Below are 24,630 nucleotides of genomic sequence, written 5' to 3' on the forward strand. Positions count from 1 at the left end.
ATGATGGACTTTGCGGGCAAATCTTTGGATTTGTCCGCCCCACACGTCATGGGCATCGTCAATGTAACGCCCGACTCCTTTTCGGATGGCGGGCGTTTTTTTTTCAGCCGATAAAGCCCTTGAACAAGCACGAAAACTGGTTGCCGATGGCGCTTCCATTATTGATATTGGTGGTGAATCGACACGGCCTGGCTCAGAACCTGTTGGTGTTGAAGAAGAAATCCGCCGTGTGGTGCCTGCGATAGAAGCTATCAGTGCTGAACTTGATGTGGTTATTTCCATCGATACCATGAAAGCCGAAGTTATGCGCGCTGCAGTAGCGGCTGGGGCTAGTCTGATAAATGATGTTAATGCATTGCGTGGAGATGGGGCATTACAGGCCGCTGCCGAACTCAATGTTCCAATATGTTTGATGCATATGCAGGGCACACCTCAAACTATGCAGGAACAGCCGCATTACGACGATGTTGTTAATGAAGTAAATACATTTCTGACTGAACGCATTGCTGCCTGTGAAGCGGCGGGTATTTCTCGTTTAAAAATTATTCTTGATCCTGGATTTGGGTTTGGCAAAACGGCCCGACATAATCTACGATTAATGAAACATTTAGCTGTTTTTACCGATTCTGATTTACCAGTATTAGTTGGTGTGTCGCGTAAATCGATTATTGGTGCCACATTGAATGTATCAGTTGAAGAACGGTTGGCCGGAAGTTTGGCATTAGCATCGATAGCGGTATGGCAAGGCGCAAAGATTATACGCAGCCATGACGTACGAGAAACCGTACAGGCGATTCGACTTTGTGAACATGTAATGCAGGTTAGTGATTTTGATTGAACAAAAAAGACGTTATTTTGGTACAGATGGCATTCGTGGCCGGGTGGGCGATGGTGCGATTACCCCCGATTTTGTATTAAAACTTGGCTGGGCAATAGGCCGTGTTCTGGCCAAAGAACGCAATAGTAAAGTTCTGATTGGTAAAGACACGCGTATTTCCGGTTATATGTTTGAATCCGCCTTACAGGCTGGGCTTTCAGCCGCCGGTGTCGACGTTTATCTAATGGGTCCAATGCCAACCCCAGCAGTCGCGTATTTAACCCGTACTTTCCACGCTCAAGCAGGCATTGTAATCAGTGCTTCGCATAATCCTTATCACGATAACGGAATTAAATTCTTCTCTGATCAAGGTACCAAATTGCCTGACTCAGTCGAGCTTGCAATCGAAGCAATGCTGGATCAACCCATCAAAACGGTGGATTCTGCTCATCTCGGTAAAGCCCATCGGATTTCCGATGCAGCAGGGCGTTATATCGAGTTCTGTAAAAGTACCATTTCGACCGGTGTAGATTTATCCAATTTAAAAATGGTGGTTGATTGCGCTCATGGGGCGACATATCACATTGCACCGAATGTATTCCGTGAGTTGGGTGCCGACGTTATTTTGATGGGCGCAGAACCGGACGGCCTGAATATCAATCAAAACTGCGGTTCCACTGAACCTCGTTTGTTACAAGCCAGTGTTTTGGAACACAAAGCAGACTTGGGCATTGCCCTGGATGGAGATGGTGATCGTTTGATCATGGTTGACCATAAGGGTGAGCTGGTCGATGGTGATGATATTTTGTTTATCATTGCCCGTGGTAGACAGCGTGCTGGGCTGTGTAAAGGACATGTTGTCGGTACTTTAATGTCGAACCTCGGTTTGCAACATGCCCTTGAAAAACATGATATTACCTTACATCGTGCCAATGTCGGCGATAGGTATGTAATGGAAAAACTTAAGCAGGTTGATGGCTTGATTGGCGGCGAAGCGTCCGGGCATATTATCTGCCTTGATAAAACCAGTACTGGTGATGGCATTGTGGCAGCATTACAGGTGTTGGCTGAAATTCAACAAACCGGTAGCAGTCTGCATGAACTGCGTTCGGCAGTAATTAAATACCCGCAACGTCTTATTAATGTGCGTCTCAATAAACTGGTGAATTTAAAAGATTATCCGGAAATCCAAACAGCAGTGGAAGACACTGAGAAAAAACTGGGTAATGAAGGTCGGGTTTTGCTGAGAGCTTCTGGTACTGAGCCGGTTATTCGAGTGATGGTAGAAGGTCATGACGCCACGCGTACCAACCACTTAGCCAAAACGCTGGCAGAACAAATCGAGACAATTTTACAGAATTAATTCGATCATGCTCATTGGTAACAATATAAGCCGCTATGACATTGCTTTATCAACGGTCAGTCGGTAACCTTTATGATTCAATCTTATATAAGAGTAGGTGTCTGTGCGCAAACCGCTGGTCGCTGGTAACTGGAAAATGAACGGCTCTAGCGCAAGCAACAAATTGTTGCTTGATGCGATTCTGGCGCAAAGAGACTCCTTTGCATCGGTTGATGTCGCCTTATTTCCACCCGCACTTTATGTACAACAGGTTCAATCCGCTTTGACTGATACGGGTTTATTCTGGGGTACCCAAAATGTTTCGCAGTTTGATTCTGGTGCGTATACCGGTGAAATATCGGCCACCATGTTGCGAGACTTTGGCTGCCAATACGTACTGATTGGTCATTCTGAACGGCGTTGTCTGTATGCAGAATTGAACCTTGATCAAGTTTTTCTCGACCATATTATCGCCGAGAAATCTGAGATAACAGTCCGTCATGGGATCACCCCTATAATTTGTATTGGCGAAAGTCCGGAAGAGCACTCAATGGGTCGTACTGAAGAGATGGTTGCTCGGTTGATGGATATTTTGATTGCGCAACAAGGTGTCGAATTGCTGTCAAAAGCGGTATTGGCTTATGAGCCAGTTTGGGCCATAGGCACAGGCAAGACAGCCAGCCCAGAATGGGCGCAGGATGTGCATTCTTTCATGCGTCAACGGGTCGCAAAACATGATCCAAAAATTGCGGCATCGCTCAGAATACTTTACGGCGGCAGCGTAAAAGGTAATAATGCTGCCCCATTATTTGCCAAGCCGGATATTGACGGTGGATTAATCGGTGGCGGTTCACGTGATGCCGATGAATTTGTTCAAATTTGTCAGGCTGCAGCTCAAAATTAGGAAATTAAATGGATGCGTTGATTCTGGTGGTTCACGTTGTGATCTCACTGTTGTTAGTAGGTTTAATCTTAATCCAGCACGGTAAAGGTGCGGATGCCGGTGCTGCTTTTGGTGGCGGTGGTGGTGGCGGTGCTTCTGCCAGCTTATTTGGTAGCCAAGGGTCAGCCTCTTTTTTAAGCCGCAGCAGTGCTATTCTGGCCACAGTGTTTTTTATCACCAGCCTGACACTGGCATATCTGGCGGGCAACACCGATCGAGTACAAAGCGTTACCGACTCAGTGGTGATTGAACAACCAGTACAAGAAAGCCCAGCGGATCTTCCAGAGTTTCCGTAAAATAACCCTCAGTTTATTGCCGTCGTGGTGGAATTGGTAGACACGCTATCTTGAGGGGGTAGTGCTTTAGGGTGTGCCGGTTCGAGTCCGGCCGACGGCACCATACATAGGTTTCACGAAGTCCAAAATCGTATCTAAAAGCCCGTTTTATAACGGTTTTTTTATGTCTGTCATATCATAACGTTCCATCATATCCCTTGGCATGTACCATTTATTGGTGCCAACTATGGCGCTATCAGACCCAGTGGTAAAGGAGTTGGCACTACATGCTGACCGATACAAAGATAAAATCCCTAAAACCAAAGGATAAGCTTTACGCCGTATCGGATGAAAAAGGCTTATACAAAGAGGTGTCTACAACGGGCGGCAAGTGGTGGCGATTCAAATACCGTTTTGATGAAAAGCAAAAAAGATTATCTGTTGACACCTATCCTGATGTTGGTCTTAAGCAAGCAAGAGAGCAACGAGACGAATTAAGAAAGCTGATTGCCAATGGTGTCGATCCTTCCAATATTCGCAAGGCTGAAAAGCTGTATAACGCTGGTCAGTTAAGCTTTGAGTTTGTTGCCCGTGAATGGCATCAAAAGTTTCGGCATCGTTGGTCAAAAACCCATAAGCCGTATGAGTTTTCGGAGCAATTCGCGCGAGTAGTTTGAGAAAAATTTATTATTTCTCAAATATCTTGGCAATTTGCTTGAGCCTCCAAAATAACCTTTGACAAACTTACTTAAGTGAGAATATTTTGTGATCTAGTTCACACTTCTATGGAGGGAGACCCGTGAAAGCTATCCTTGTTGGTTTTTTCCTGCTGTTCAGTTTTAACGCAAATTCTGCGCCGATAGAATTAATGACCGGGCAGTTTAGCAACCCATTTTTAGGTGGGTACGGTGGTTGCAGTTTAACTGGATGCGGGGCTGGAATATTTGACCCCTGGGTGATCGCGGATGTCAACGATACTGGAGAGCCTCAGCCGGACACTGATGAGGCCTTTTGGTCCGGCATTGACTTGGTTATCAGAGATATGACAATGAACTTTACAGCCTACGCTTATGAGGCAGTTTCTGGGATCGTTTCGTGGGAATCATCCAATCTGTATGGGCCTGGCGAAATTTATGTTTTTGGGTTGACAATAGACCTCAATAAAAATCCGTCAGGCAGCGCTAGAATATCGGTAAATGCATTTTCATCCATTACTAGTCATATATCCATCAACGCAAATTCTCTTGACACTGAAGCATATTGGAGTTTTATATTTGACAAAGATGAAACGCCGCCAGTGACGGTTGAAACACCACTGCCTGCCAGCTTGTTTTTATTTGCACCAGCATTACTTGGCTTTATGGGCTTGAGAAGAAAGCTATCTTAAGCGGGACTGACAAGCGAGTAGCTGCCTGATACGTCGCTTACCTAATTTCTTGCCATTGAATTATTTGATGAAAGTTATCTCTCATAAGTAGTTAGATGTTGATTAATTATTGACTGAGATTATTTTAAGAAGTGATATTAAGCATCAGCTATTTGGGGGTATCTTTGAGGGTATCTTGAAAAATCATATTTCACAAAGTTAGATACAGTGCGCGTTTCCGCTCTAAATTCGAGTGAGGCCGACGCACCAATACATCAAACCCGCCAGTGTTAGACACTGGCGGGTTTTTTATTATCTATCGTATGAAGTAATTAATTCACTCTCACAATAAATGGCATGCCAGTTGTTTAATGTTTAAGGTGGGCAATTAAGCCTGCCGACGATGTTTTTTCCACATGCCCACAATAAAGAAAATTAATGCTATCCAGATTAGGCCAAAAGTAATCAGCCTTTCAGGTGGATACGCTTCTTTGAGTACATAAACTCCAATCACAAACTGAATAGTCGGATTAATGTACATAATAAATCCCACTACCGATAAATCGACTCGACTGGCCGCCATGGCAAACAGCACCAATGGCAAAGCGGTGAGCAGCCCCGAGCCTATTAATAATAATGTCAGTTGCGTAGAGTCCCCGAACGCCAAGTTGTAATCAGCGTTAGCTGATTGCCAGAGGACCCAGGCTAAGGCTATAGGCGCCAGCCATAAGGTTTCAATTGTCAGTCCATTTACACCATCAACCGGATGTTTTTTACGGATTAATCCATACAAGGCAAATGCCAGGGCCAGCGATATACCAACCCATGGTAGGCTTCCAAGGCTGAACCATTCCCAGATTATGGCCACAGTGGCAATCACCCCAGCCCAGGCTTGTAATGGATGTAGTTGTTCATTTAACAACCACCTTGCCAATAACAAACTCATCACTGGCGTAATGAAATAACCAAGGCTGGCTTCCAATACTCGATGTTGTGAAACGGCCCAGATAAAAATTAACCAATTAACGGCAATCAGTAATGAAGACAATGCCAGCCACAATAATAATTTTTTGTCAGCAAAGGTCTTGATTAACTTACGTCCACGACCGAGCAGCAGACCAACTACAACAGTTGCCAACAATGACCAGAGGATACGGTGTGACAACACTTCAACTGCTGAAACGCTATTCAGATAACTGAAATAAAGTGGGAAGCTGCCCCAGATAACATAAGCGGCAATGGCGAAGATCAGACCATACATATAAAACTCAGTAGTGACAGTAGGGAAATGACAACCTCATTAAAGTGACATTGTCGTTGTTTGAAGGAATGTAAAGGTTATGCAGACAGCTAAAAATCTGCAAATTATGCAGCAGGATTATACAGGTCGTTGCGATGAGTATAGCTTCAGGTTTAATCAAGTCCACAATCAGCTAATGCCGTGTCTATTCCAACTCATTCAGGATTGCAGTGTTTGCTGCTATTTTTGTCATGCTTGGAATAATCTTTCAGTTAAACGCATATGATTCAGTCAGTCTTTTCGGACATAATCTGAGCTTCAAATACTGCGATTTAAAGTGTAGTATCGTGAGCTGTTTAAATAAGTTTGATTTCTCAAAACAATAATAACTATCAGGTGTCACACAGACACTAAATATCGAGAGAGTGGAAGGGCGTCATGTTAGAGGGATACCTCCCCATTTTGTTGTTTATCATTATCGGCATCGGCTTCGGTGTGATGCCGTTAATCGCTGGCTTTATTATCGGGCCACACCGGCCTGATGCCGAAAAACGCTCCAGCTATGAATGTGGGTTTGAACCTTTTGAAGACACTCATGGCAAATTCGATGTGCGTTATTACTTAGTCGCTATTCTGTTCATTATCTTTGATCTCGAAATCGCTTTTTTATTCCCCTGGGCCATTGTGCTTGATGACATCGGTGTATTTGGTTTGCTGGCGATGTTTCTGTTTTTGGCGATTCTGGTGGTGGGCTTTATCTATGAATGGAAAAAAGGAGCCTTGGAATGGGAATAGAAGGCGTTTTTCATGAAGGTATAGTCACCACTTCAGCGGATAAGTTAATCAACTGGGCACGAACAGGATCTTTATGGCCGATGACTTTTGGCCTGGCTTGCTGTGCAGTGGAAATGATGCATGCCGGGGCCTCACGCTATGATCTGGATCGTTTTGGTGTGGTATTTAGGCCAAGCCCGCGTCAATCAGATGTAATGATTGTGGCCGGAACCTTGGTCAACAAAATGGCACCTGCTCTGCGTAAGGTGTATGACCAGATGTCGGAACCGCGTTGGGTGATTTCAATGGGCTCTTGCGCGAATGGTGGTGGTTATTATCACTATTCCTATTCGGTGGTGCGGGGTTGCGATCGTATTGTGCCAGTGGATATTTATGTACCGGGTTGCCCACCCACAGCAGAAGCGTTGCTGTATGGAATTATTCAGTTACAGAAAAAAATTCAGCGCACTAACACAATTGCTAAACAAGTTCAGGCCTAGGTCGAAGCATGGAATCGCTGAAACAGAAACTGCAACAGCATTTTGCCGACCAACTGGTGGAATGCGAGTTGAATCGTGGTGAACTAACACTGCATATTGAAGCTGAACAGATTATTCCGGTATGCAAAGCATTACGTGATGAGTTTGCCTTTACCCAATTAATCGATTTGTGTGGAGTGGATTATTCCGCCTACGGCAACAGTGGCTGGGAAACAAAACAGGCGACAGAGCATGGCTTCAGTCGTGCTCGTGAAGCCTTTTCGCAGATAGACGATGTTGATGAGGGCTTTCGTTATGCCGTGGTGTATCACCTGCTATCGGTTCAACACAATAATCGAGTGCGATTGAAAGTAGATTTGATTGCAGAAACACCAATTATTGATTCAGTGACTTCTATCTGGCATTCGGCTGATTGGTATGAGCGTGAAGCATTTGATTTGTTTGGCATTCTGTTCAAAGGTCATCAGGATTTGCGACGTATTTTGACCGACTATGGTTTTGTCGGCCATCCATTCCGCAAAGATTTCCCTCTAATTGGTAATGTGGAAATGCTTTATGACCCAGAGCAAAAACGGGTGATTTATCAACCGGTCAGCATTGAGCCCAGAACATTAGTACCCCGAGTGATTCGTGACGATAACCGTTATTTGCAATCTGCTGGCAAGGCCAAAAAATAATGGCGGAGATTAAAAATTACACCTTGAATTTTGGGCCGCAGCATCCGGCGGCGCATGGCGTATTGCGTTTGATTTTGGAAATGGATGGCGAAGTAATTGTGCACGCTGATCCGCATATTGGTTTGTTGCATCGAGGTACTGAAAAACTAGCTGAATCCAAGCCCTACAACCAGAGCATCGGTTATATGGATCGACTGGATTATGTGTCGATGATGTGTAACGAACATGCATACGTTATGGCAATCGAAAAGCTGTTGGGCATTGAACCACCGATTCGGGCGCAATACATCCGGGTTTTATTTGATGAAATGACCCGCGTTTTGAATCACTTAATGTGGCTCGGAGCGCATGGTCTGGATATCGGGGCGATGACGGTATTCCTGTATTGCTTCCGTGAACGTGAAGATCTGATGGACTGCTATGAAGCAGTCTCTGGTGCGCGTTTACACGCAACCTATTATCGTCCGGGTGGGGTCTATCGTGATTTACCTAACAGCATGCCGCAATATCAAAAGTCCAAATGGCATTCTGAAGCTGAAGTTAAAAAGTTAAACCAAAGCCGTGAAGGCAGTCTGCTGGATTTTATTGAAGATTTTTGTCAGCGCTTTCCCAAATGCGTCGATGAATATGAAACGTTGCTAACCGATAACCGTATCTGGAAACAACGCACGGTAGGCATCGGAGTGGTATCACCGGAACGAGCATTACAGCTTGGTTTTACCGGTCCGATGTTACGAGGCAGTGGAGTCGAGTGGGATCTGCGTCGAAAACAGCCTTACGAAGTTTATGACCGCCTGGCTTTTGATATTCCAGTAGGCAAAGAAGGCGATTGTTACGATCGTTATCTGGTCCGCGTTGAAGAAATGCGTCAGTCCAATAAAATTATGCAGCAATGTATTGATTGGTTGCGGGTCAACCCCGGCCCGGTGATTATTGATAACGTCAAAATCGCACCTCCCAGCCGGGCTGATATGAAAGATGATATGGAAGCGTTAATCCATCATTTTAAATTGTTCACCGAAGGTTATTGTGTGCCGGAAGGCGAAGTGTATAGCGCGGTAGAACATCCCAAAGGCGAGTTTGGTATTTACATGGTGTCGGATGGTGCCAATAAACCTTATCGAGTCAAAATTCGAGCACCGGGGTTTCCGCATCTGGCAGCGATGAATGAAATGGCCAAAGGGCATTTACTCGCGGACGTGGTGGCGATTATTGGCACCATGGATATTGTGTTCGGAGAAATTGACCGATGACAACCGCATTGCAACTCACCGGACATAGAGATCAATTATTTAACCAAGTTATACGGCAGCAGTTGGATAGCTGGATTAGTAAATATCCTCCTGGACAATCCCAATCTGCTGTAATTCCAGCTTTGCATATCCTGCAGGATGCACATGATGGCTGGCTGAGTGAGGGCTTGATGCGCGCCTTGGCTGACTACCTTGAAATTCCAGCTATCAGTGTGTTTGAAGTGGCGACGTTTTACACAATGTTTGAACTTAAACCAGTCGGTAAACACAAAATCAGTGTTTGCACTAATATCTCTTGTTTATTATGTGGCTCTGAAGAGATCGCCAATCATTTACAGAAACGCCTTGGTATTGGTTTCGGCCAGACGACTGCTGACGGAAAATTCACGCTTAAAGAAGTAGAGTGCCTGGGCGCTGTGTCGGCGCGCCGATGCTGTTGCTGGATCGGCAATATCATGAGCATCTGACACCAGACAAAGTTGATGCTTTATTGGGCGAGGTAAAATGATGCAGCTGGATCAGGTTTGTTTTCGCACAATGCATCTCGACCAGCCTTGGTCGATGGAATCTTATCGCAGCGTTGGTGGTTACCAGATGCTGGAAAAAATCCTGCGTGAAAAAACTCGCCAGGAAACCATCATTGAGATCATTAAGAATTCAGCCTTACGTGGTCGTGGCGGTGCCGGTTTTCCAACCGGTCTGAAATGGAGTTTTATGCCACGCCGCATGCCGGGCGATAAATATATGGTCTGCAACTCAGATGAAGGCGAACCGGGTACCTGTAAAGATCGCGATATTATCCGTTTCAACCCGCACCAAGTAATTGAAGGCATGATTATCGCTGGATATACCATCGGTGCTCAACGTGGTTATAACTACATCCGGGGTGAATTTTTTGAGCCAATTGAACGGTTTGAGCAAGCCTTAATCGAAGCTCGAGAAGCTGGTTATCTGGGTAAAAACATTCTCGATAGCGGCTTTAATTTTGAGCTTTTTTGCCACCCTGGAGCAGGAGCATATATCTGCGGTGAAGAAACCGCGTTATTGGAATCTCTGGAAGGCAAAAAAGGCCAGCCAAGATACAAACCACCTTTCCCTGCTGGTTATGGCTTATATGGTCGACCAACAACCGTTAATAACACTGAAACACTGGCCTCGGTGCCAGTGATTTTGCAACATGGTGCTGACTGGTTCCATGAGTTGGGAACGCCCAATAACGGTGGACAGAAAATATTCTGCATGAGTGGTCATGTGAATAAACCGGGTAATTACGAAGTCCCGTTAGGTATGCCGTTTGCAGAATTATTGGAACTTGCTGGTGGTGTTCGCAATGGGAATAAACTCAAAGCAGTGATTCCCGGTGGCAGTTCCACCCCGGTGGTACCAGCGGATGTGATGATGCAAACCGCAATGAGTTACGACGGTATCGGCAAAGCCGGATCGATGCTGGGGGCAGGATCAGTCATTGTGATGGATGAAACCACCTGCATGGTCAAGGCCTTGGAACGTATCGCCTATTTTTATTACGAAGAATCCTGTGGTCAGTGCACACCTTGTCGTGAAGGTACAGGCTGGTTATACCGGGTGATTAAACGCATAGAAGATGGTCAAGGCCGTCAGGAAGATCTGGATCGATTAATCGACGTTGCTAACAATATTAATGGTAATACCATCTGTGCATTAGGCGACGCTGCTGCTGCGCCAGTTATCAGCTTTATCAAGCATTTCCGCGATGAATTCCAATATCACATTGATCATAAATGTTGTCTGGTTACTGAACCAGAATTGAAGTTGAACTATGGTTAATATCGAAATAGATGGCATTCCACTCAGAGTGGATTCAGCCAAAATGATTATTCAGGCCGCTGATGAGGCAGGCATCGATATTCCACGTTTTTGTTATCACAAAAATCTGTCAATAGTCGCTAACTGCCGGATGTGTCTGGTCGAAGTCGATAAAGCGCGTAAAGCATTACCCGCCTGTGCCACGCCAGTCGCCAATGGCATGAAAGTATTTACTCAATCCGAAATCGCCTTGCAGGCACAACGCGGAGTGATGGAGTTTTTACTGATTAATCACCCACTGGATTGCCCGATTTGCGATCAGGGTGGTGAGTGTGAATTACAGGATCTATCGTTGGGTTACGGCAGTGGTATCAGCCGTTTCAGTGAAAAGAAACGTGTCGTTAAAGACAAAGATATCGGCCCGTTGGTACAGACCGATATGACACGCTGCATTCATTGCACTCGCTGCGTACGCTTTGGTCAGGAAATTGCCGGTATTAAGGAACTAGGCGCTACTGGCCGTGGCGAACATATGGAAATCGGCACCTATGTTGAGCACAGTCTGGCATCTGAGCTGTCTGGCAATATTATTGATTTATGTCCAGTTGGGGCGTTGACTTCTAAGCCATTCCGCTACAAAGCTCGGGCATGGGAGATGACTTCGCATCCGTCCATTGCTATGCACGATGCAGTTGGATCTAATCTTGATCTTCACACCCGGCAAAATGAAGTGATGCGAGTGGTTGCCAGAGACAATGATTCGGTGAATCAAAGCTGGATCTCGGATCGGGATCGTTTCAGTTACCTTGGATTAAAACATCCAGATCGTCTGTTAAGCCCGATGATTAAACAAAATGGTGAGTGGCAGGTTACGGACTGGCAAACAGCGATGGAGTTTGCGGTAGACGGTCTTAAACACGTTAAAACTAAAAATGGTGCCGATCAGATTGCCGGTTTAATTTCACCCACAGCTACTCTGGAAGAGGGCTATCTGTTTCAGAAATGGTTGAGAGCATTTGGCAGCCAAAATGTAGACCATCGCTTACGTCAGCAGGATTTCAGCGACGCCGGTCATGACCAGTTTTCTGCGATGAGTCTGGCTGATATTGAAAGCAGTGATGCGATTGTGCTGTTGGGCTGCAATATTCGCAGTGAAGCCCCGCTGTTGGCACATCGGGTCCGCCAATCAGCATATGCAGGTGGATTGATCAGTGATATTAATTTCTTCAAAACCGATTTATTGATGCCAGTTGATCGGCAGGTGGTAGTAAATTCAGCACAATTATTCGTCTTATTGAGTGGTGTTGCGAAAACCTTATTACAACGTGTTGATGAAACTACGGCAAAAGTTTGGCGGCACTTGATGCGTGAAAAAGCGCCGTCAGCCACAGAACAAAATATCGCGATGCAGCTGGCGAATGCCCATCAAGCAGTCATTATTGTCGGCGCATTGGCTAATCAACATCCTCAGGCATCTGCGATTCGCTCTTTAGCAGCACTCATTAGTGAACTAACCGGCGCGCATTTGCTTATTTTGCCGGATGCGAACAGTCAGGCCTTACATTTGGCTGGTGCATTGCCACATTGCGATGCATCTCAAGAATTGAAAAATGGCCTGAATGCAAATGCGATCTGGGAAGAGCAGTTACGTGCGTATGTGTTATTCAACATTGAACCGGAGTTTGATTGCGCTGATCCAGCCGCTGCTTTATTAGCCTTGCAACGGGCTGGGTTTGTGGTGGCAATAAACAGTTTTCAATGTGACAGCCTGCGTGATTATGCCGATGTACTACTACCGCTGGCGGCATTTACCGAAACCTCAGGCACCTTTGTTGGCCTCGATCATCAATGGCAATCTTTTACTGGAGCGGTGGCTCCACCTGGTGAAAGTCGTCCAGGCTGGAAGATTCTGCGGGTGCTTGGCAATATTTCGAAGTTCAACGGTTTCGATTATGTTTCCTCAGAAGGTGTTCGTCAGGAACTTCAGGATCAGCTAAATCGTTTATCTTCAGCCAAAAAATCGATTTATATTCCAGTAGAAATAACGAACGTTAATGGCGTTCAGCTTATTTCAGAAGTACCGGTCTATCGTACCGATAGTTTGGTCAGACACAGCAAAGCACTTCAACTGACTCCGGAAAATCAGTTTCTGGATACCATGCGTATTTCTCCGGCTCTGGCGGAAAAGTATGGTTTGCATCAAGGGGATGCGGTACAGATTCAACAGGATGAATTTGCAGTATCTGCCACCGTATTAATTGATGAACAGGTTGCTGAAAACATGGTGCATCTGGCAGCGGCTTCTCCGCTGAGTGCTCGGCTTGGTAACGCTTTTGGCAATGTTGAATTATCAGCGATGATGGAGAGCATTGATGCTTGATATCGTGATGCAACAGTTGCTCCCCAATATCGGCAAAATTTTGCTGATTATCGCGTTATTAATGTTGGCGGTAGCCTATCTGACCTTGGCTGAGCGAAAAGTGATTGGCTATATCCAGATGCGTATTGGTCCAAATCGTGTCGGTCCACGTGGATTGCTACAACCAATCGCTGATGGTCTCAAGCTGTTACTGAAAGAAATCATCGTGCCCACCCGATCCAATCTTTATCTGTTTGTACTGGCACCAGTATTGGCAATTGGTCCAGCCTTGGCGGCCTGGGCGGTTATTCCATTCGACGCTGGCATGGTATTGGCCGATATAAATGCCGGTTTGTTATATGTTTTAGCCATCACTTCTATGGGGGTGTACGGCATTGTTATTGCCGGTTGGGCCTCAAATTCACGTTATGCGTTTTTAGGCGCGATGCGTAGCGCCGCTCAAGTGGTGTCGTATGAAATCGCCATGGGTTTTGCTTTGGTCGGCGTATTGATTGCCGCTGGCAGTTTGAATCTGAGTGAGATTGTTATGGCTCAGCAAGGCGGTATTTTTTACTGGTATTGGTTGCCGTTATTACCATTGTTTGTGGTGTATTTTATCTCTGGTGTAGCGGAAACCAATCGGGCGCCGTTTGATATTGCTGAAGGCGAATCCGAAATTGTTGCCGGCTTTCATGTCGAATATTCCGGTATGGCATTTGCGATTTTCTTCCTCGCTGAATACGCCGATATGATTTTAATTTCGATCCTTGCCGCTACCTTGTTCATGGGCGGCTGGCTATCACCATTTGAGGGTATTCCGGTACTGGAGTCAATGTTTGCCTGGGTACCTGGACTGGTGTGGCTATTGCTGAAAACCAGCATGTTTCTCTTTATCTATTTATGGATTCGCGCGACATTCCCTCGCTATCGATATGATCAGGTGATGCGCCTCGGCTGGAAAGTGTTTATTCCGGTAACCCTGGTATGGCTGGTGGTGATTTCGACCATGCAGGTGTTTGATATTGGCCCTTGGTTTAGCGACGTGGTGGAGGTATCCACTTCATGATGCAATCCATTCGTCACTTTTTCAAAAGCTTTTTGTTGTGGGAATTAGTTCAAGGCTTGCGGTTGACCGGCCGGCATTTATTTTCCCGCAAAGTCACAGTGCAATATCCTGAAGAACAGACACCACAATCGCCGCGATTCCGTGGTTTACATGCTTTGCGGCGTTATCCAAATGGCGAAGAGCGCTGCATCGGCTGCAAGTTGTGTGAAGCAGTTTGTCCAGCCTTGGCAATTACCATTGATACCGAACCACGTGAAGATGGCACGCGCCGTACTACTCGTTATGACATCGATTTATTTAAATGTATTTACTGTGGGTTTTGTGAAGAATCCTGTCCGGTAGATTCCATCGTGGAAACTCGGGTGTTTGCCTATCATTTTGAAAATCGTGGCGAAAATATTATGGACAAACAGCAGTTGCTGGCGATTGGCGATAAATATGAGTCGGAAATTGCTGCTGATCGGGAGGCCGACGCGCCTTATCGTTAGGCCGGAAATTTATGGAAAAAATACTGTTTTATTGTTTTGCCGCCATTTTATTATTTGCTGCCACTATGGTGATCACGGTACGAAATCCGGTGCGTGCGGCATTGTTTCTGGTATTGGCCTTTTTTACCAGTGCGGCAATCTGGTTGATGCTGGAGGCCGAGTTTTTAGCAATAACGCTGGTATTGGTTTATGTCGGTGCGGTACTGGTGTTGTTTATGTTTGTGGTGATGATGCTGGATATTGATACCAGCACACTCAAAGAGGGATTCAGCCGTTATCTGCCATTAGGTTTATTTGTAGCGGTATTGATTGTGCTGGAATTAATTGCGGTTTTAGGCGCGGCAAACTTTGGCTTGGAACAGTTTCCAGCTCCAGAAGCTTCAACAGAAAGTAATACGAAAGTGCTCGGCCGTTTGTTGTATACGGTGTATGTGTATCCGTTTGAGATTGCTTCGGTAATCTTAACGGTAGCGATTGTGGCAGCGATTATGCTGACTTTACGACCACATAAACGCAAAACTCAAGATCCTGCGCAGCAGGTCAAAGTACGTAGCAAAGATCGCGTACGTCTGGTCAAAATGGCCTCCGAAAAACGCCAAGACGGGAAATCATCATGATTGCCTTATCTGACTATCTGATTGTTGCAGCTATTCTGTTTAGCCTGTCAGTTGCGGGTATTTTTCTCAATCGTAAAAACATCATTATTTTGCTGATGTGCATTGAATTAATGTTGTTAGCGGTGAACCTTAACTTTATCGCTTTTTCGCATTATGCCGGTGATGCCGCGGGCCAGGTGTTTGTGTTTTTTATTCTGACGGTTGCTGCAGCAGAGGCGGCGATTGGTCTGGCAATTCTGGTGGTGTTATTCCGTAATCTCAGCACCATCAATGTTGATGACCTCAACCGGTTGAAAGGTTGATGGCATGACGCAATCCTTGTTACTGACCATCGTTTTAGCGCCATTACTGGGCAGCATTATTGCCGGTTTTTTTGGGTGGAAAATTGGCCGTAACTGGTCTCATCGAGCGGCAACTGCCGGGGTGAGTGTCGCCTTTTTCCTGTCACTCTGGGTATTGAAATTAGTAGTAGTTGATGGCGCTACTTACAATCAGGCGGTATATCAATGGATGCAGGTTGGCAGCCTGAGCATTGAGGTCGGCTTTATGGTCGATTCTCTGACTGCAGTGATGATGACCGTAGTGACATTTGTGTCGCTGATGGTGCATATCTACACCATCGGTTATATGCATGACGATGACGGCTACAGCCGTTTTTTTAGTTATATCTCGCTGTTTACCTTCTCGATGCTGATGCTGGTCATGGCCAATAACTTTATGCAGCTGTTTTTTGGCTGGGAAGCGGTTGGCGTGGTTTCCTATCTGCTGATTGGTTTCTGGTACAAAAAGCCCACGGCGATTTACGCCAATCTCAAGGCATTTCTGGTCAATCGTGTGGGTGACTTCGGTTTTCTGCTGGGTATTGCTGCCGTACTAATGTATTCCGGCAGTCTGGATTATCTGGAAGTATTTAATCAGGCACCAGTTATGGCCGGTCAGACGATTACCTTGTTTGGCAATCATGCCTGGTCGCTAATGACGGTGATTGGCATTCTGTTATTTATCGGCGCAATGGGTAAATCAGCGCAGGTTCCTCTGCATGTCTGGTTACCGGATTCAATGGAAGGCCCGACCCCGATATCAGCCTTGATTCATGCCGCAACCATGGTCACGGCCGGTATTTTTATGGTGGCGAGGATGTCACCTTTATATGAATATTCTGAAACTGCACTGTCATTTATTCTGGTGATAGGTGCGATTACCGCTTTGTTTATGGGCTTTTTGGGCTTAATTCAGAACGATATCAAACGAGTTATTGCTTATTCGACCCTATCACAGCTTGGTTATATGACAGTAGCGCTTGGGGTGTCAGCTTATTCTGCGGCAATATTCCATTTATTCACCCATGCCTTTTTTAAAGCGTTACTGTTTCTGGCAGCCGGCTCAGTCATTCTGGCCCTGCATCATCAGCAGGATATTCGGAAAATGGGTGGGCTGAAAAAATATCTGCCGATTACTTACTGGACCAGTTTGATTGGGACATTGGCATTAATTGGATTTCCAGGGTTGGCGGGCTTTTTCTCCAAAGACGCCATTATCATGTCGGTGCATGAATCTACCATCCCCGGTAGTAGCTTTGCCTTATGGGCAGTGATGATCGGCGTTTTTGTCACCAGCCTATATAGCTTTCGTTTGTTGTTTCTGGTGTTCCATGGCAAAGAACGGTTTGATGCACATGGTCATCCGCCGCATGAATCACCCGCTGTGGTTACTTGGCCGTTGATATTACTGGCGATTCCGTCGGTATTAGCCGGGTATTTGATTGGCACTCTGGTGTATGGAAACTTCTTTAGCGATGCGATATCCGTTATGCCTCAGCATGATGTGCTGAGCGCAGCAAATTATCATGGCTTGATTGGGTTTATCACTCATGGTTTGTTGACAGCGCCGTTCTGGCTGGCGATGGCCGGTTTGATCACCGCCTGGTATCTGTATCTCAAACGTCCGGATTTTCCTGCCAAAATTCAGCTAAGAATGATGTGGTTATGGCAAATTCTGGAAAATAAATATGGCTTTGATGCATTTAACGACAAAGTGTTTGCCGGTGGATCACGCGGATTAGGCTGGCTATTTTCCCGCGTTGGTGATCGTGTACTAATTGATGGTTTAGTGGTTAACGGTGCAGCGAGAACAGTGGGCTTAATATCGAGAGTAGGGCGCAAAATGCAGAGCGGTTATTTGTACCATTACGCCTTTGTAATGATTATCGGGGTGTGGCTGTTGCTCACCTGGTTTGTGGTTTAGGAACAAGCAGATTAAATGATGGACTTTCCGCTGCTCAGTATATTGATTTTGCTGCCGATTATTGGTGGCGGTTTGCTGCTGTTATGCAAACAGAATCAGCAGTTGGCCCGCCAATTGGCACTGGTTATCAGTGTAGCCACCATGTTGCTGTCTTTTTTGCTGTATATCGGGTTTGATTCGACCACTCATCAAATGCAGTTTGTTGAACGATTGTCATGGATTGCCACATTTAATATCGAGTATTACCTCGGCGTTGATGGTTTTTCGATGCCGCTGATGATCCTGACCACGATATCTACCGTATTGGTAGTGATTGCTGGCTGGCAGGTCATCCAGGATAGGGCAGCTCAATACATGGCTGCTTTTTTGATTATGGAAGGCTTGATGCTGGGCGTGTTTGCAGCACTCGATGCTATTTTGTTTTATCTGTTTTTCGAAGCAATGCTGATACCGCTGTTTCTGGTGATTGGTATCTGGGGTGGGCCGAACCGGGTCTATGCCACTATCAAGTTTTTCCTCTATACCTTTTTTGGCTCGGTATTTTTACTCATTGCATTACTGTATTTGCAATTCCAGGCGGGCAGCTTTTCGATTCTGGACTTCCACGATGTCAGCTTGACCCTGACTCAACAGATATGGATTTTCCTCGCCTTCTTAATTGCTTTTGCGGTAAAGATTCCAATGTGGCCGGTACATACCTGGTTGCCTGATGCACACGTTGAAGCACCTACAGGTGGCTCGGTGATTCTGGCGGCGATCACGCTGAAAATCGGTGGCTATGGATTATTGCGGTTTGCTTTGCCGATTACCCCGGATGCCAGTATGACGCTGGACTGGCTGGTGATTGGCTTATCGTTGATCGCCATTGTTTATATCGGTTTTGTTGCGCTGGCCCAATCGGATCTGAAAAAACTGATTGCCTATTCGAGTATTGCCATATGGGCTTTGTGACCTTGGGTTTGTTTATCGTATTTCGGATTACCGCCAATGAGGCAATCACTATCGGCATTGGTAATGGGCAAGTGTTGGCCATTGAAGGCGCGATGGTGCAGATGATTTCGCATGGCTTTATCGCTGCGGCGATGTTCCTCAGTGTCGGTGTGTTATATGACCGGATGCATACCCGTGAAATCAGTGCTTATGGTGGAGTTGCCAACAGCATGCCCAAATTTGCTGCATTGGCCGTATTCTTTGCAATGGCCAATGCCGGATTGCCCGGCACGTCCGGTTTTGTTGGCGAATTTATGGTGATTCTGGCGGCGTTTCAAGCCAACTTCTGGTATGCCTTTTTGGCTGCTACAACATTAATTCTGGGCGCAGCTTATACCTTGTGGATGGTTAAACGAGTGTTTTTTGGTGAAGTTGCCAATGCTGAAGTCGCGAAGTTAAAAGATATTGATTCGCGTGAAATGCTGCTGTTGGCGAGTCTGGCGGTCATTGTGCTGTTGATTGGTCTCTGGCCCGACCCGTTACTTAATGTGATGCACGCTTCGGTAGATAATCTGCTGCTGCAAATCACTCAGTCAAAGCTTTAAAGGAAACACCAGATGGCGTTTGAGGTTCCGAATATGCTGTTTGCCTTGCCAGAGATGTTGTTGCTGGCAATGTGCTGCATCGTGCTATTGGTGGTGGCTTTTACCGGTAATCGCCAAATTAATCTGGTGCATGCGTTAAGCCAATTAAGCTTGTTGATTACCTTTCTGACGGTTTTCTGGATGATGGGTGAGAGCGGTCTGACCTTCTCTGAGACCTATATCAAAGATCCGTTGAGTGATGTGCTCAAACTGGCGATCTGTCTGGTGAATATGCTGGTGCTGAGTTACTCCTATCGTTATCTGCAGGTGCGCAAATTATTGCAGGGCGAGTTTTATGTGTTGGCCTTATTTTCCACTCTGGGCATGTTGGTGATGGTATCAGCACATAATTTTCTGACTTTGTATTTAGGTCTGGAACTGATGTCACTTTGTTTATATGCCCTGGTGGCAATGCATCGAGATTCGTTTACCGCAACAGAAGCCGGGATGAAATATTTCATTCTCGGGGCATTGGCCTCGGGCATGTTGCTCTACGGTATGTCGATTATTTACGGCGTGACTGGCGAGTTAGGGATTGAAGCGATTGCGACGGCTATAGCCAATGAAGATCTTAATCAGACAGTGCTGAGCCTGGGCATCGTATTTCTAGTGATTGGTATCGGCTTTAAGTTTGGTGCGGTGCCGTTCCATATGTGGTTACCGGATGTGTATCAGGGCGCGCCGACTGCGATTACCTTATTTGTGGCCAGCGCCCCCAAAATAGCGGCCTTTGCCTTGTTGATTCGAATATTAACCGAAGGCATGGGCGATATGCTTAGCGTTTGGCGCGATATGCTGATTATGTTGGCGGTGTTGTCGATTGTGGTCGGTAATTTATTAGCTATAGCCCAGACTAATCTAAAACGTATGTTGGCTTATTCGACTATTTCACACGTCGGTTTTTTGTTATTAGGCGTTTTAGCGGGAAGTCAGGCAGGATTTGCCGCCGCGTTGTTTTATACCTTAGTCTACGCACTGATGACCTTAGGCAGTTTCGGCATGATTCTGTTACTGAGTCGTGAAGGCTTTGAAGCTGAAGAAATCGAGGACTTTAAAGGTTTGGGGCAACGTCATCCCTGGCATGCGCTAATGATGCTATTACTGATGTTTTCCATGGCGGGTATTCCACCGCTGGCGGGTTTTTATGCCAAATTAAGCGTGATTAAAGCGGTCGTCGATGTTAACTTACTTGCCGTTGCGATAGTCGCCGTAGTCATGTCGGTTATTGGCGCTTATTATTATTTACGCGTCGTCAAAGTCATGTTTTTTGATACGCCAACCGTACAGCCTCGTATTGAAGCGCCAACTTCAATGCAATATTTATTGAGTGGTAATGTGTTGGCAGTGTTATTCCTCGGCTTGTTTCCCGGGGCTTTATTTGCGCTTTGCGCCAGAATATTTAGTTAGGTTTTAAAGATGTCGATTTGGTTAATGTTGTTGAGTATGTTTGTTTTGGCAAATCTGCCGTGGGTAAATTCACGTTTGTTTGTCTTTATCCCGTTAAAAAATGGCAAAAATGCCTGGCTTAGAGTAATGGAAGTCACGGTGTATTATTTTGTCGCTTTATTAGTGGCGATTGGGTTTGAGCAGCAATTCTCCGGTAATATTTACCCGCAACAGTGGGAGTTTTTTGTCACCATTTTGAGTTTGTTTCTGGTGTTTGCCACTCCTGGAGTGGTGTATCGGCACCAATGGTTGCCATTACAGAAAAAGCTCCGCTAAAAATCGCAAATATGCGCTCGTTAAGTACATAGCAACACAATCCAAAATTTCAAAAGTCTGTTATCAAGCGCGCTGACAGCTATTTACGTTAATTCAAGATGCAACGCAATGGATAGTAGTTTAGAATTTGCGGGTTTAACTCCCTGATGATGTAAACAGCATCGGTTATTCACACAATAGAGACAGGATTTATGGCTTCCGATTTATCCAAGTACAGAAATATTGGTATTTTCGCTCACGTTGACGCGGGCAAAACCACCACAACAGAACGTATCCTTAAACTGACCGGCAAAATCCATAAGTCTGGTGAAGTACATGATGGTGAATCCACAATGGACTTCATGGATCAGGAAGCTGAGCGCGGAATTACTATCCAGTCAGCGGCGACTACCTGTGAATGGAAAGGTCACCGTCTGAACGTTATCGATACTCCAGGCCACGTTGACTTCACTATCGAAGTTTACCGTTCACTGAAAGTACTTGACGGCGGTATCGGTGTTTTCTGTGGTAGCGGTGGTGTTGAACCACAATCAGAAACCAACTGGCGTTATGCGAATGACTCTGAAGTTTCACGTCTGATCTATGTCAACAAATTAGACCGTATTGGTGCTGACTTCTTCCGTGTTGTAAAACAGGTTGAAGACGTTCTGGCGGCAACACCGCTGGTAATGGTTCTGCCAATCGGTATCGAAGATGAATTTACCGGTGTTGTCGACTTGCTGACCCGCAAAGCGTGGATCTGGAAAGATGACAAGAGCGCTGAAGATTACACCATCGAAGAGCCACCAGCTGATATGGCTGATGCTATTGAAGAATGGCGTGAAAAACTGATCGAAACTGCTGTAGAGCAAGACGATGATCTGATGGGCAAATATCTTGATGGTGAAGAGCCTTCTATTGAAGATCTGAAAAGATGTATCCGTAAAGGTACATTGCAATTGGATTTCTTCCCGACTTACTGCGGTAGCTCATTCAAAAACAAAGGTATGCAGTTAGTGCTGGATGCGGTTGTTGATTACCTGCCTGATCCAACTGAAGTTGACCCACAACCAGAAGTTGACTTGGAAGGTAACGAAACTGGTAAACACGCGATTGTTGATATCAAAGGCCCATTACGTGCCTTAGCATTCAAAATCATGGATGACCGTTTTGGCGCGCTAACTTTCGTTCGTATCTACTCTGGCGAATTGAAAAAAGGCGACACTATCCTCAATACGTTCACAGGTAAAACAGAACGTGTTGGCCGTATGGTGGAAATGCATGCTAATGACCGTAACGAATTAGATTACGCTCAAGCGGGTGACATTATTGCTATCGTCGGTATGAAAGATGTACAAACCGGTCACACATTATGTGATCCGAAAAACCCAGCTACCTTGGAACCGATGGTATTCCCAGATCCCGTTATCTCAATCGCCATTGCGCCTAAAGATAAAGCAGCGGCTGAAAAAATGGGTATCGCACTGGGTAAAATGATTAAAGAAGATCCATCTTTCCGTGTTGAAACCGATGAAGACAGCGGTGAAACCATCATGAAAGGTATGGGCGAATTACATTTGGATATCAAAGTTGATATCTTGAAACGTACCCATAACGTCGACGTTATTGTTGGTGAGCCACAAGTAGCCTACCGTGAAACAATCACGAAAAAAATCGAAGACAGTTACACCCACAAGAAACAATCAGGTGGTTCTGGTCAGTTTGGACGTATCGACTACATTATTGAACCAGGTGAGCCAGGCAGTGGTTACCAGTTTGAATCATCTGTTACCGGTGGTAGTGTTCCTCGTGAATACTGGCCTGCAGTTGATGCCGGCTTCAAGAAAATGATGGGCCGTGGTGTATTGGCTGGCTTCCCGTTACTTGACGTCAAAGTTAACTTGTTTGATGGTGCATTCCATGCCGTGGATTCATCAGCAATGGCCTTTGAAATCGCTGCGATGGGTGCTTTCCGTCAAACGATTCCAAAAGCGGGTCCACAATTGCTAGAACCTATCATGAAAGTAGACGTGTTCTGCCCAGATGATAACGTTGGTGATGTTATCGGTGACTTGAACCGTCGTCGTGGCATGATCAAATCGCAAGATGCCGGTGCAACTGGCGTACGTATTAAAGCTGAAGTACCACTGAGCGAAATGTTCGGTTACATCGGTTCATTGCGTACGATGACTTCAGGCCGTGGTCAGTTCTCTATGGAGTTCTTGCACTATCTGCCTTGCCCACGTAACGTGTCAGATGAAGTTATTAAACAAGTTAAAGAGCGTGAAGCTGCTGCGAAGAAATAAGCAGCTTGCTAAAAGCTTGATTGAGAAAGGGGCGTTTATCGCCCTTTTTTGTGGTTGTGATTTATTATCTGATGCTTATGAGACAACAGATTTAACTGTTTTATTGATGAGTCTTTCAGCAGAAGCTGTGAGCTGACCACCAAATCTAAATGATTATTATTTGTTTTTGTTGGCGAGTTTAGCGAAAATGCCACAAGGTATTTAGCTAGACCGAGAAATAAATAATGTTTGATAAAACCTTGGACGTGCAACCAACGTCGAAACAATCCATTAAACAGGCCTGTGTTTGGATGGCTCGATTATGGGCTGATGATGCAACAGAAAAAGATCATTTGGCCTGTCAGGTCTGGCGTGAGTCAGCCGCAGAAAATGAGCAGGCCTGGCAGCAGGTGCAACAGTTACAGCAACGATTCCGTCTGGTACCTGATCCTGAAATTGGCAGCAGAGTATTAAGACAGCATAAATCAGTTTCACGTCGCCAGTTCTTATCTTATGGTGGGCTCGGTATTGGGCTGGGGGTAGTCGGCACCGGTTATTTTAGTTCAACGGCTATCAATTCGACAGATTACGCTACTCATACTGGTGAAATACAAGATTTAACTTTGGCAGATGGAACACGACTGTTCCTCAATACCGCAACCCGAGTTGATATTAATTTTGATCAGAAAAAACGTGAAATCCTGTTGCATGAAGGGGAGGTTTATATTGAAACCGCTTCACATACTGCGCCCTTGACTGTGGTATCCCGAGAGGGGGTGCTGCGACCATTAGGTACGAGTTTTTCCGTAAGAACAATGGATAAACAAACCCGATTGGCTGTATATCAAGGAAGGGTCCAAATAGAACCAGCACAATCTAACAGTACAAGCATTATTGAATCGGGCCTTGGAGCCGATTTTACTCGATTTAGTTTTATACAGGACTTTGTTGCTGATACGTCCAATATGGCTTGGACTAACCACAAATTGGCTGTAGCCAATATGCCGTTGAATGAGTTTATTGATGAGTTGTCACGTTACCGTTCGGGAATGCTACGGGTCAGTCCTGAATTGGCTTCATTGACGGTTACGGGTGTGTTTTCCTTGCTGGACACGGACCGGATACTTAAGCAATTAACAGAAATTCTTCCAGTCAGATTACATTCATTCACTTCCTATTGGGTCACCATGCTTCCTGTTTAATTGCTCTTTTTAAACAGATTTAAAGTACGTTACCAACCTCATTCCATATTATTTCATATGCAAATACAAATCATTTAGATTTTATTTACGGGTTTAAAGTTCTCATTCGGTATACAGATTAC

22 protein-coding genes, 1 tRNA gene and 3 pseudogenes are annotated in these 24,630 nt (G+C 45.5%); 25 read left to right on the forward strand and 1 reads right to left on the reverse strand.

The window, feature by feature from the left end:
* Window positions 1-48: 48 nt before the first annotated feature.
* The 7 genes and pseudogenes from folP to E8Q33_RS02780 all read left to right on the forward strand — a co-directional run bounded on the left by folP (window position 49) and on the right by E8Q33_RS02780 (window position 4,764).
* A pseudogene (folP, locus tag E8Q33_RS02750) lies at window positions 49-838 on the forward strand (dihydropteroate synthase).
* A complete protein-coding gene (glmM, locus tag E8Q33_RS02755) occupies window positions 831-2,180 on the forward strand; it encodes a phosphoglucosamine mutase (protein ID WP_136552649.1) in 1,350 nt (449 codons plus the stop codon). The pseudogene folP and the gene glmM overlap by 8 nt, the downstream one beginning before the upstream one ends.
* A gap of 103 nt (window positions 2,181-2,283) precedes the next feature.
* Complete coding sequence (gene tpiA, locus E8Q33_RS02760; protein WP_069294942.1) at window positions 2,284-3,063, forward strand: triose-phosphate isomerase; 780 nt, start codon at window positions 2,284-2,286, stop codon at window positions 3,061-3,063.
* 8 nt (window positions 3,064-3,071) lie between these two features.
* Complete coding sequence (gene secG, locus E8Q33_RS02765) at window positions 3,072-3,398, forward strand: preprotein translocase subunit SecG (RefSeq protein ID WP_069294941.1); 327 nt, start codon at window positions 3,072-3,074, stop codon at window positions 3,396-3,398.
* Between the two features lie 18 nt (window positions 3,399-3,416).
* Window positions 3,417-3,501: transfer RNA gene (locus tag E8Q33_RS02770), tRNA-Leu, on the forward strand.
* Between the two features lie 163 nt (window positions 3,502-3,664).
* Window positions 3,665-4,054: an Arm DNA-binding domain-containing protein gene (locus E8Q33_RS02775; protein WP_247869886.1), complete on the forward strand. Its 390-nt coding sequence runs from the start codon at window positions 3,665-3,667 to the stop codon at window positions 4,052-4,054.
* A gap of 122 nt (window positions 4,055-4,176) precedes the next feature.
* The gene (locus E8Q33_RS02780; RefSeq protein ID WP_136552650.1) at window positions 4,177-4,764 is read left to right on the forward strand and encodes a hypothetical protein; all 588 of its coding nucleotides are present in this window, start codon (window positions 4,177-4,179) and stop codon (window positions 4,762-4,764) included.
* 367 nt (window positions 4,765-5,131) lie between these two features.
* Here E8Q33_RS02780 and rarD read toward each other — a convergent pair whose 3' ends face one another.
* The gene (rarD, locus tag E8Q33_RS02785) at window positions 5,132-6,004 is read right to left on the reverse strand and encodes an EamA family transporter RarD (RefSeq protein WP_136552652.1); all 873 of its coding nucleotides are present in this window, start codon (window positions 6,002-6,004) and stop codon (window positions 5,132-5,134) included.
* A 417-nt stretch (window positions 6,005-6,421) separates the two neighbouring features.
* Between rarD and ndhC the strand changes: the two genes are divergently transcribed.
* The 18 genes and pseudogenes from ndhC to E8Q33_RS02870 all read left to right on the forward strand — a co-directional run bounded on the left by ndhC (window position 6,422) and on the right by E8Q33_RS02870 (window position 24,508).
* Window positions 6,422-6,778 (forward strand): NADH-quinone oxidoreductase subunit A, encoded by a 357-nt coding sequence (ndhC, locus tag E8Q33_RS02790; protein ID WP_069296559.1) that lies wholly within the window; start codon window positions 6,422-6,424, stop codon window positions 6,776-6,778.
* Window positions 6,769-7,257 carry an NADH-quinone oxidoreductase subunit B family protein gene (locus E8Q33_RS02795; protein ID WP_069296558.1) on the forward strand — a complete coding sequence of 163 codons (489 nt, stop codon included), beginning with the start codon at window positions 6,769-6,771 and terminating at the stop codon, window positions 7,255-7,257. Before ndhC ends, E8Q33_RS02795 begins: the two co-directional genes overlap by 10 nt.
* Window positions 7,258-7,265: 8 nt before the next feature.
* Entirely contained in the window at window positions 7,266-7,934 is a 669-nt protein-coding gene (locus tag E8Q33_RS02800; RefSeq protein ID WP_136552654.1) for an NADH-quinone oxidoreductase subunit C, read from the forward strand.
* A complete protein-coding gene (locus E8Q33_RS02805) occupies window positions 7,934-9,187 on the forward strand; it encodes an NADH-quinone oxidoreductase subunit D (protein WP_136552656.1) in 1,254 nt (417 codons plus the stop codon). The genes E8Q33_RS02800 and E8Q33_RS02805 overlap by 1 nt, the downstream gene beginning before the upstream one ends.
* A pseudogene (gene nuoE, locus E8Q33_RS02810) lies at window positions 9,184-9,695 on the forward strand (NADH-quinone oxidoreductase subunit NuoE). Before E8Q33_RS02805 ends, nuoE begins: the two are co-directional and overlap by 4 nt.
* Window positions 9,695-10,993: an NADH-quinone oxidoreductase subunit NuoF gene (gene nuoF / locus E8Q33_RS02815; RefSeq protein ID WP_211116087.1), complete on the forward strand. Its 1,299-nt coding sequence runs from the start codon at window positions 9,695-9,697 to the stop codon at window positions 10,991-10,993. Before nuoE ends, nuoF begins: the two are co-directional and overlap by 1 nt.
* Entirely contained in the window at window positions 10,986-13,352 is a 2,367-nt protein-coding gene (nuoG, locus tag E8Q33_RS02820; RefSeq protein ID WP_136552659.1) for an NADH-quinone oxidoreductase subunit NuoG, read from the forward strand. Before nuoF ends, nuoG begins: the two co-directional genes overlap by 8 nt.
* Complete coding sequence (gene nuoH, locus E8Q33_RS02825; RefSeq protein ID WP_136552661.1) at window positions 13,345-14,397, forward strand: NADH-quinone oxidoreductase subunit NuoH; 1,053 nt, start codon at window positions 13,345-13,347, stop codon at window positions 14,395-14,397. Before nuoG ends, nuoH begins: the two co-directional genes overlap by 8 nt.
* Window positions 14,397-14,885, forward strand: a complete 489-nt coding sequence (gene nuoI / locus E8Q33_RS02830) for an NADH-quinone oxidoreductase subunit NuoI (RefSeq protein WP_069296570.1) — start codon at window positions 14,397-14,399, stop codon at window positions 14,883-14,885. Before nuoH ends, nuoI begins: the two co-directional genes overlap by 1 nt.
* Window positions 14,886-14,896: 11 nt before the next feature.
* A complete protein-coding gene (locus tag E8Q33_RS02835; RefSeq protein ID WP_136552663.1) occupies window positions 14,897-15,502 on the forward strand; it encodes an NADH-quinone oxidoreductase subunit J in 606 nt (201 codons plus the stop codon).
* The gene (gene nuoK / locus E8Q33_RS02840) at window positions 15,499-15,804 is read left to right on the forward strand and encodes an NADH-quinone oxidoreductase subunit NuoK (RefSeq protein ID WP_069296551.1); all 306 of its coding nucleotides are present in this window, start codon (window positions 15,499-15,501) and stop codon (window positions 15,802-15,804) included. The genes E8Q33_RS02835 and nuoK overlap by 4 nt, the downstream gene beginning before the upstream one ends.
* 4 nt (window positions 15,805-15,808) lie before the next feature.
* Window positions 15,809-17,746 (forward strand): NADH-quinone oxidoreductase subunit L, encoded by a 1,938-nt coding sequence (gene nuoL / locus E8Q33_RS02845; protein WP_136552665.1) that lies wholly within the window; start codon window positions 15,809-15,811, stop codon window positions 17,744-17,746.
* 15 nt (window positions 17,747-17,761) lie between these two features.
* A pseudogene (locus tag E8Q33_RS02850) lies at window positions 17,762-19,281 on the forward strand (NADH-quinone oxidoreductase subunit M).
* A gap of 12 nt (window positions 19,282-19,293) precedes the next feature.
* Window positions 19,294-20,727, forward strand: coding sequence for an NADH-quinone oxidoreductase subunit NuoN (gene nuoN / locus E8Q33_RS02855; protein ID WP_136552666.1), 1,434 nt, complete (start codon window positions 19,294-19,296; stop codon window positions 20,725-20,727).
* Between the two features lie 9 nt (window positions 20,728-20,736).
* A complete protein-coding gene (locus E8Q33_RS02860) occupies window positions 20,737-21,042 on the forward strand; it encodes a DUF2818 family protein (RefSeq protein ID WP_136552668.1) in 306 nt (101 codons plus the stop codon).
* 191 nt (window positions 21,043-21,233) lie between these two features.
* On the forward strand, window positions 21,234-23,327 hold the full coding sequence (gene fusA / locus E8Q33_RS02865) for an elongation factor G (protein ID WP_069296547.1): 2,094 nt from the start codon (window positions 21,234-21,236) through the stop codon (window positions 23,325-23,327).
* Window positions 23,305-23,463 carry a hypothetical protein gene (locus E8Q33_RS15420; protein ID WP_168800125.1) on the forward strand — a complete coding sequence of 53 codons (159 nt, stop codon included), beginning with the start codon at window positions 23,305-23,307 and terminating at the stop codon, window positions 23,461-23,463. Before fusA ends, E8Q33_RS15420 begins: the two co-directional genes overlap by 23 nt.
* 88 nt (window positions 23,464-23,551) lie before the next feature.
* On the forward strand, window positions 23,552-24,508 hold the full coding sequence (locus tag E8Q33_RS02870; RefSeq protein WP_136552669.1) for a FecR domain-containing protein: 957 nt from the start codon (window positions 23,552-23,554) through the stop codon (window positions 24,506-24,508).
* Window positions 24,509-24,630 lie beyond the last annotated feature (122 nt).

The organism is Methylophaga sp. SB9B (assembly GCF_004832235.1).
GTDB classification, from domain to species: Bacteria; Pseudomonadota; Gammaproteobacteria; order Nitrosococcales; family Methylophagaceae; genus Methylophaga; species Methylophaga muralis.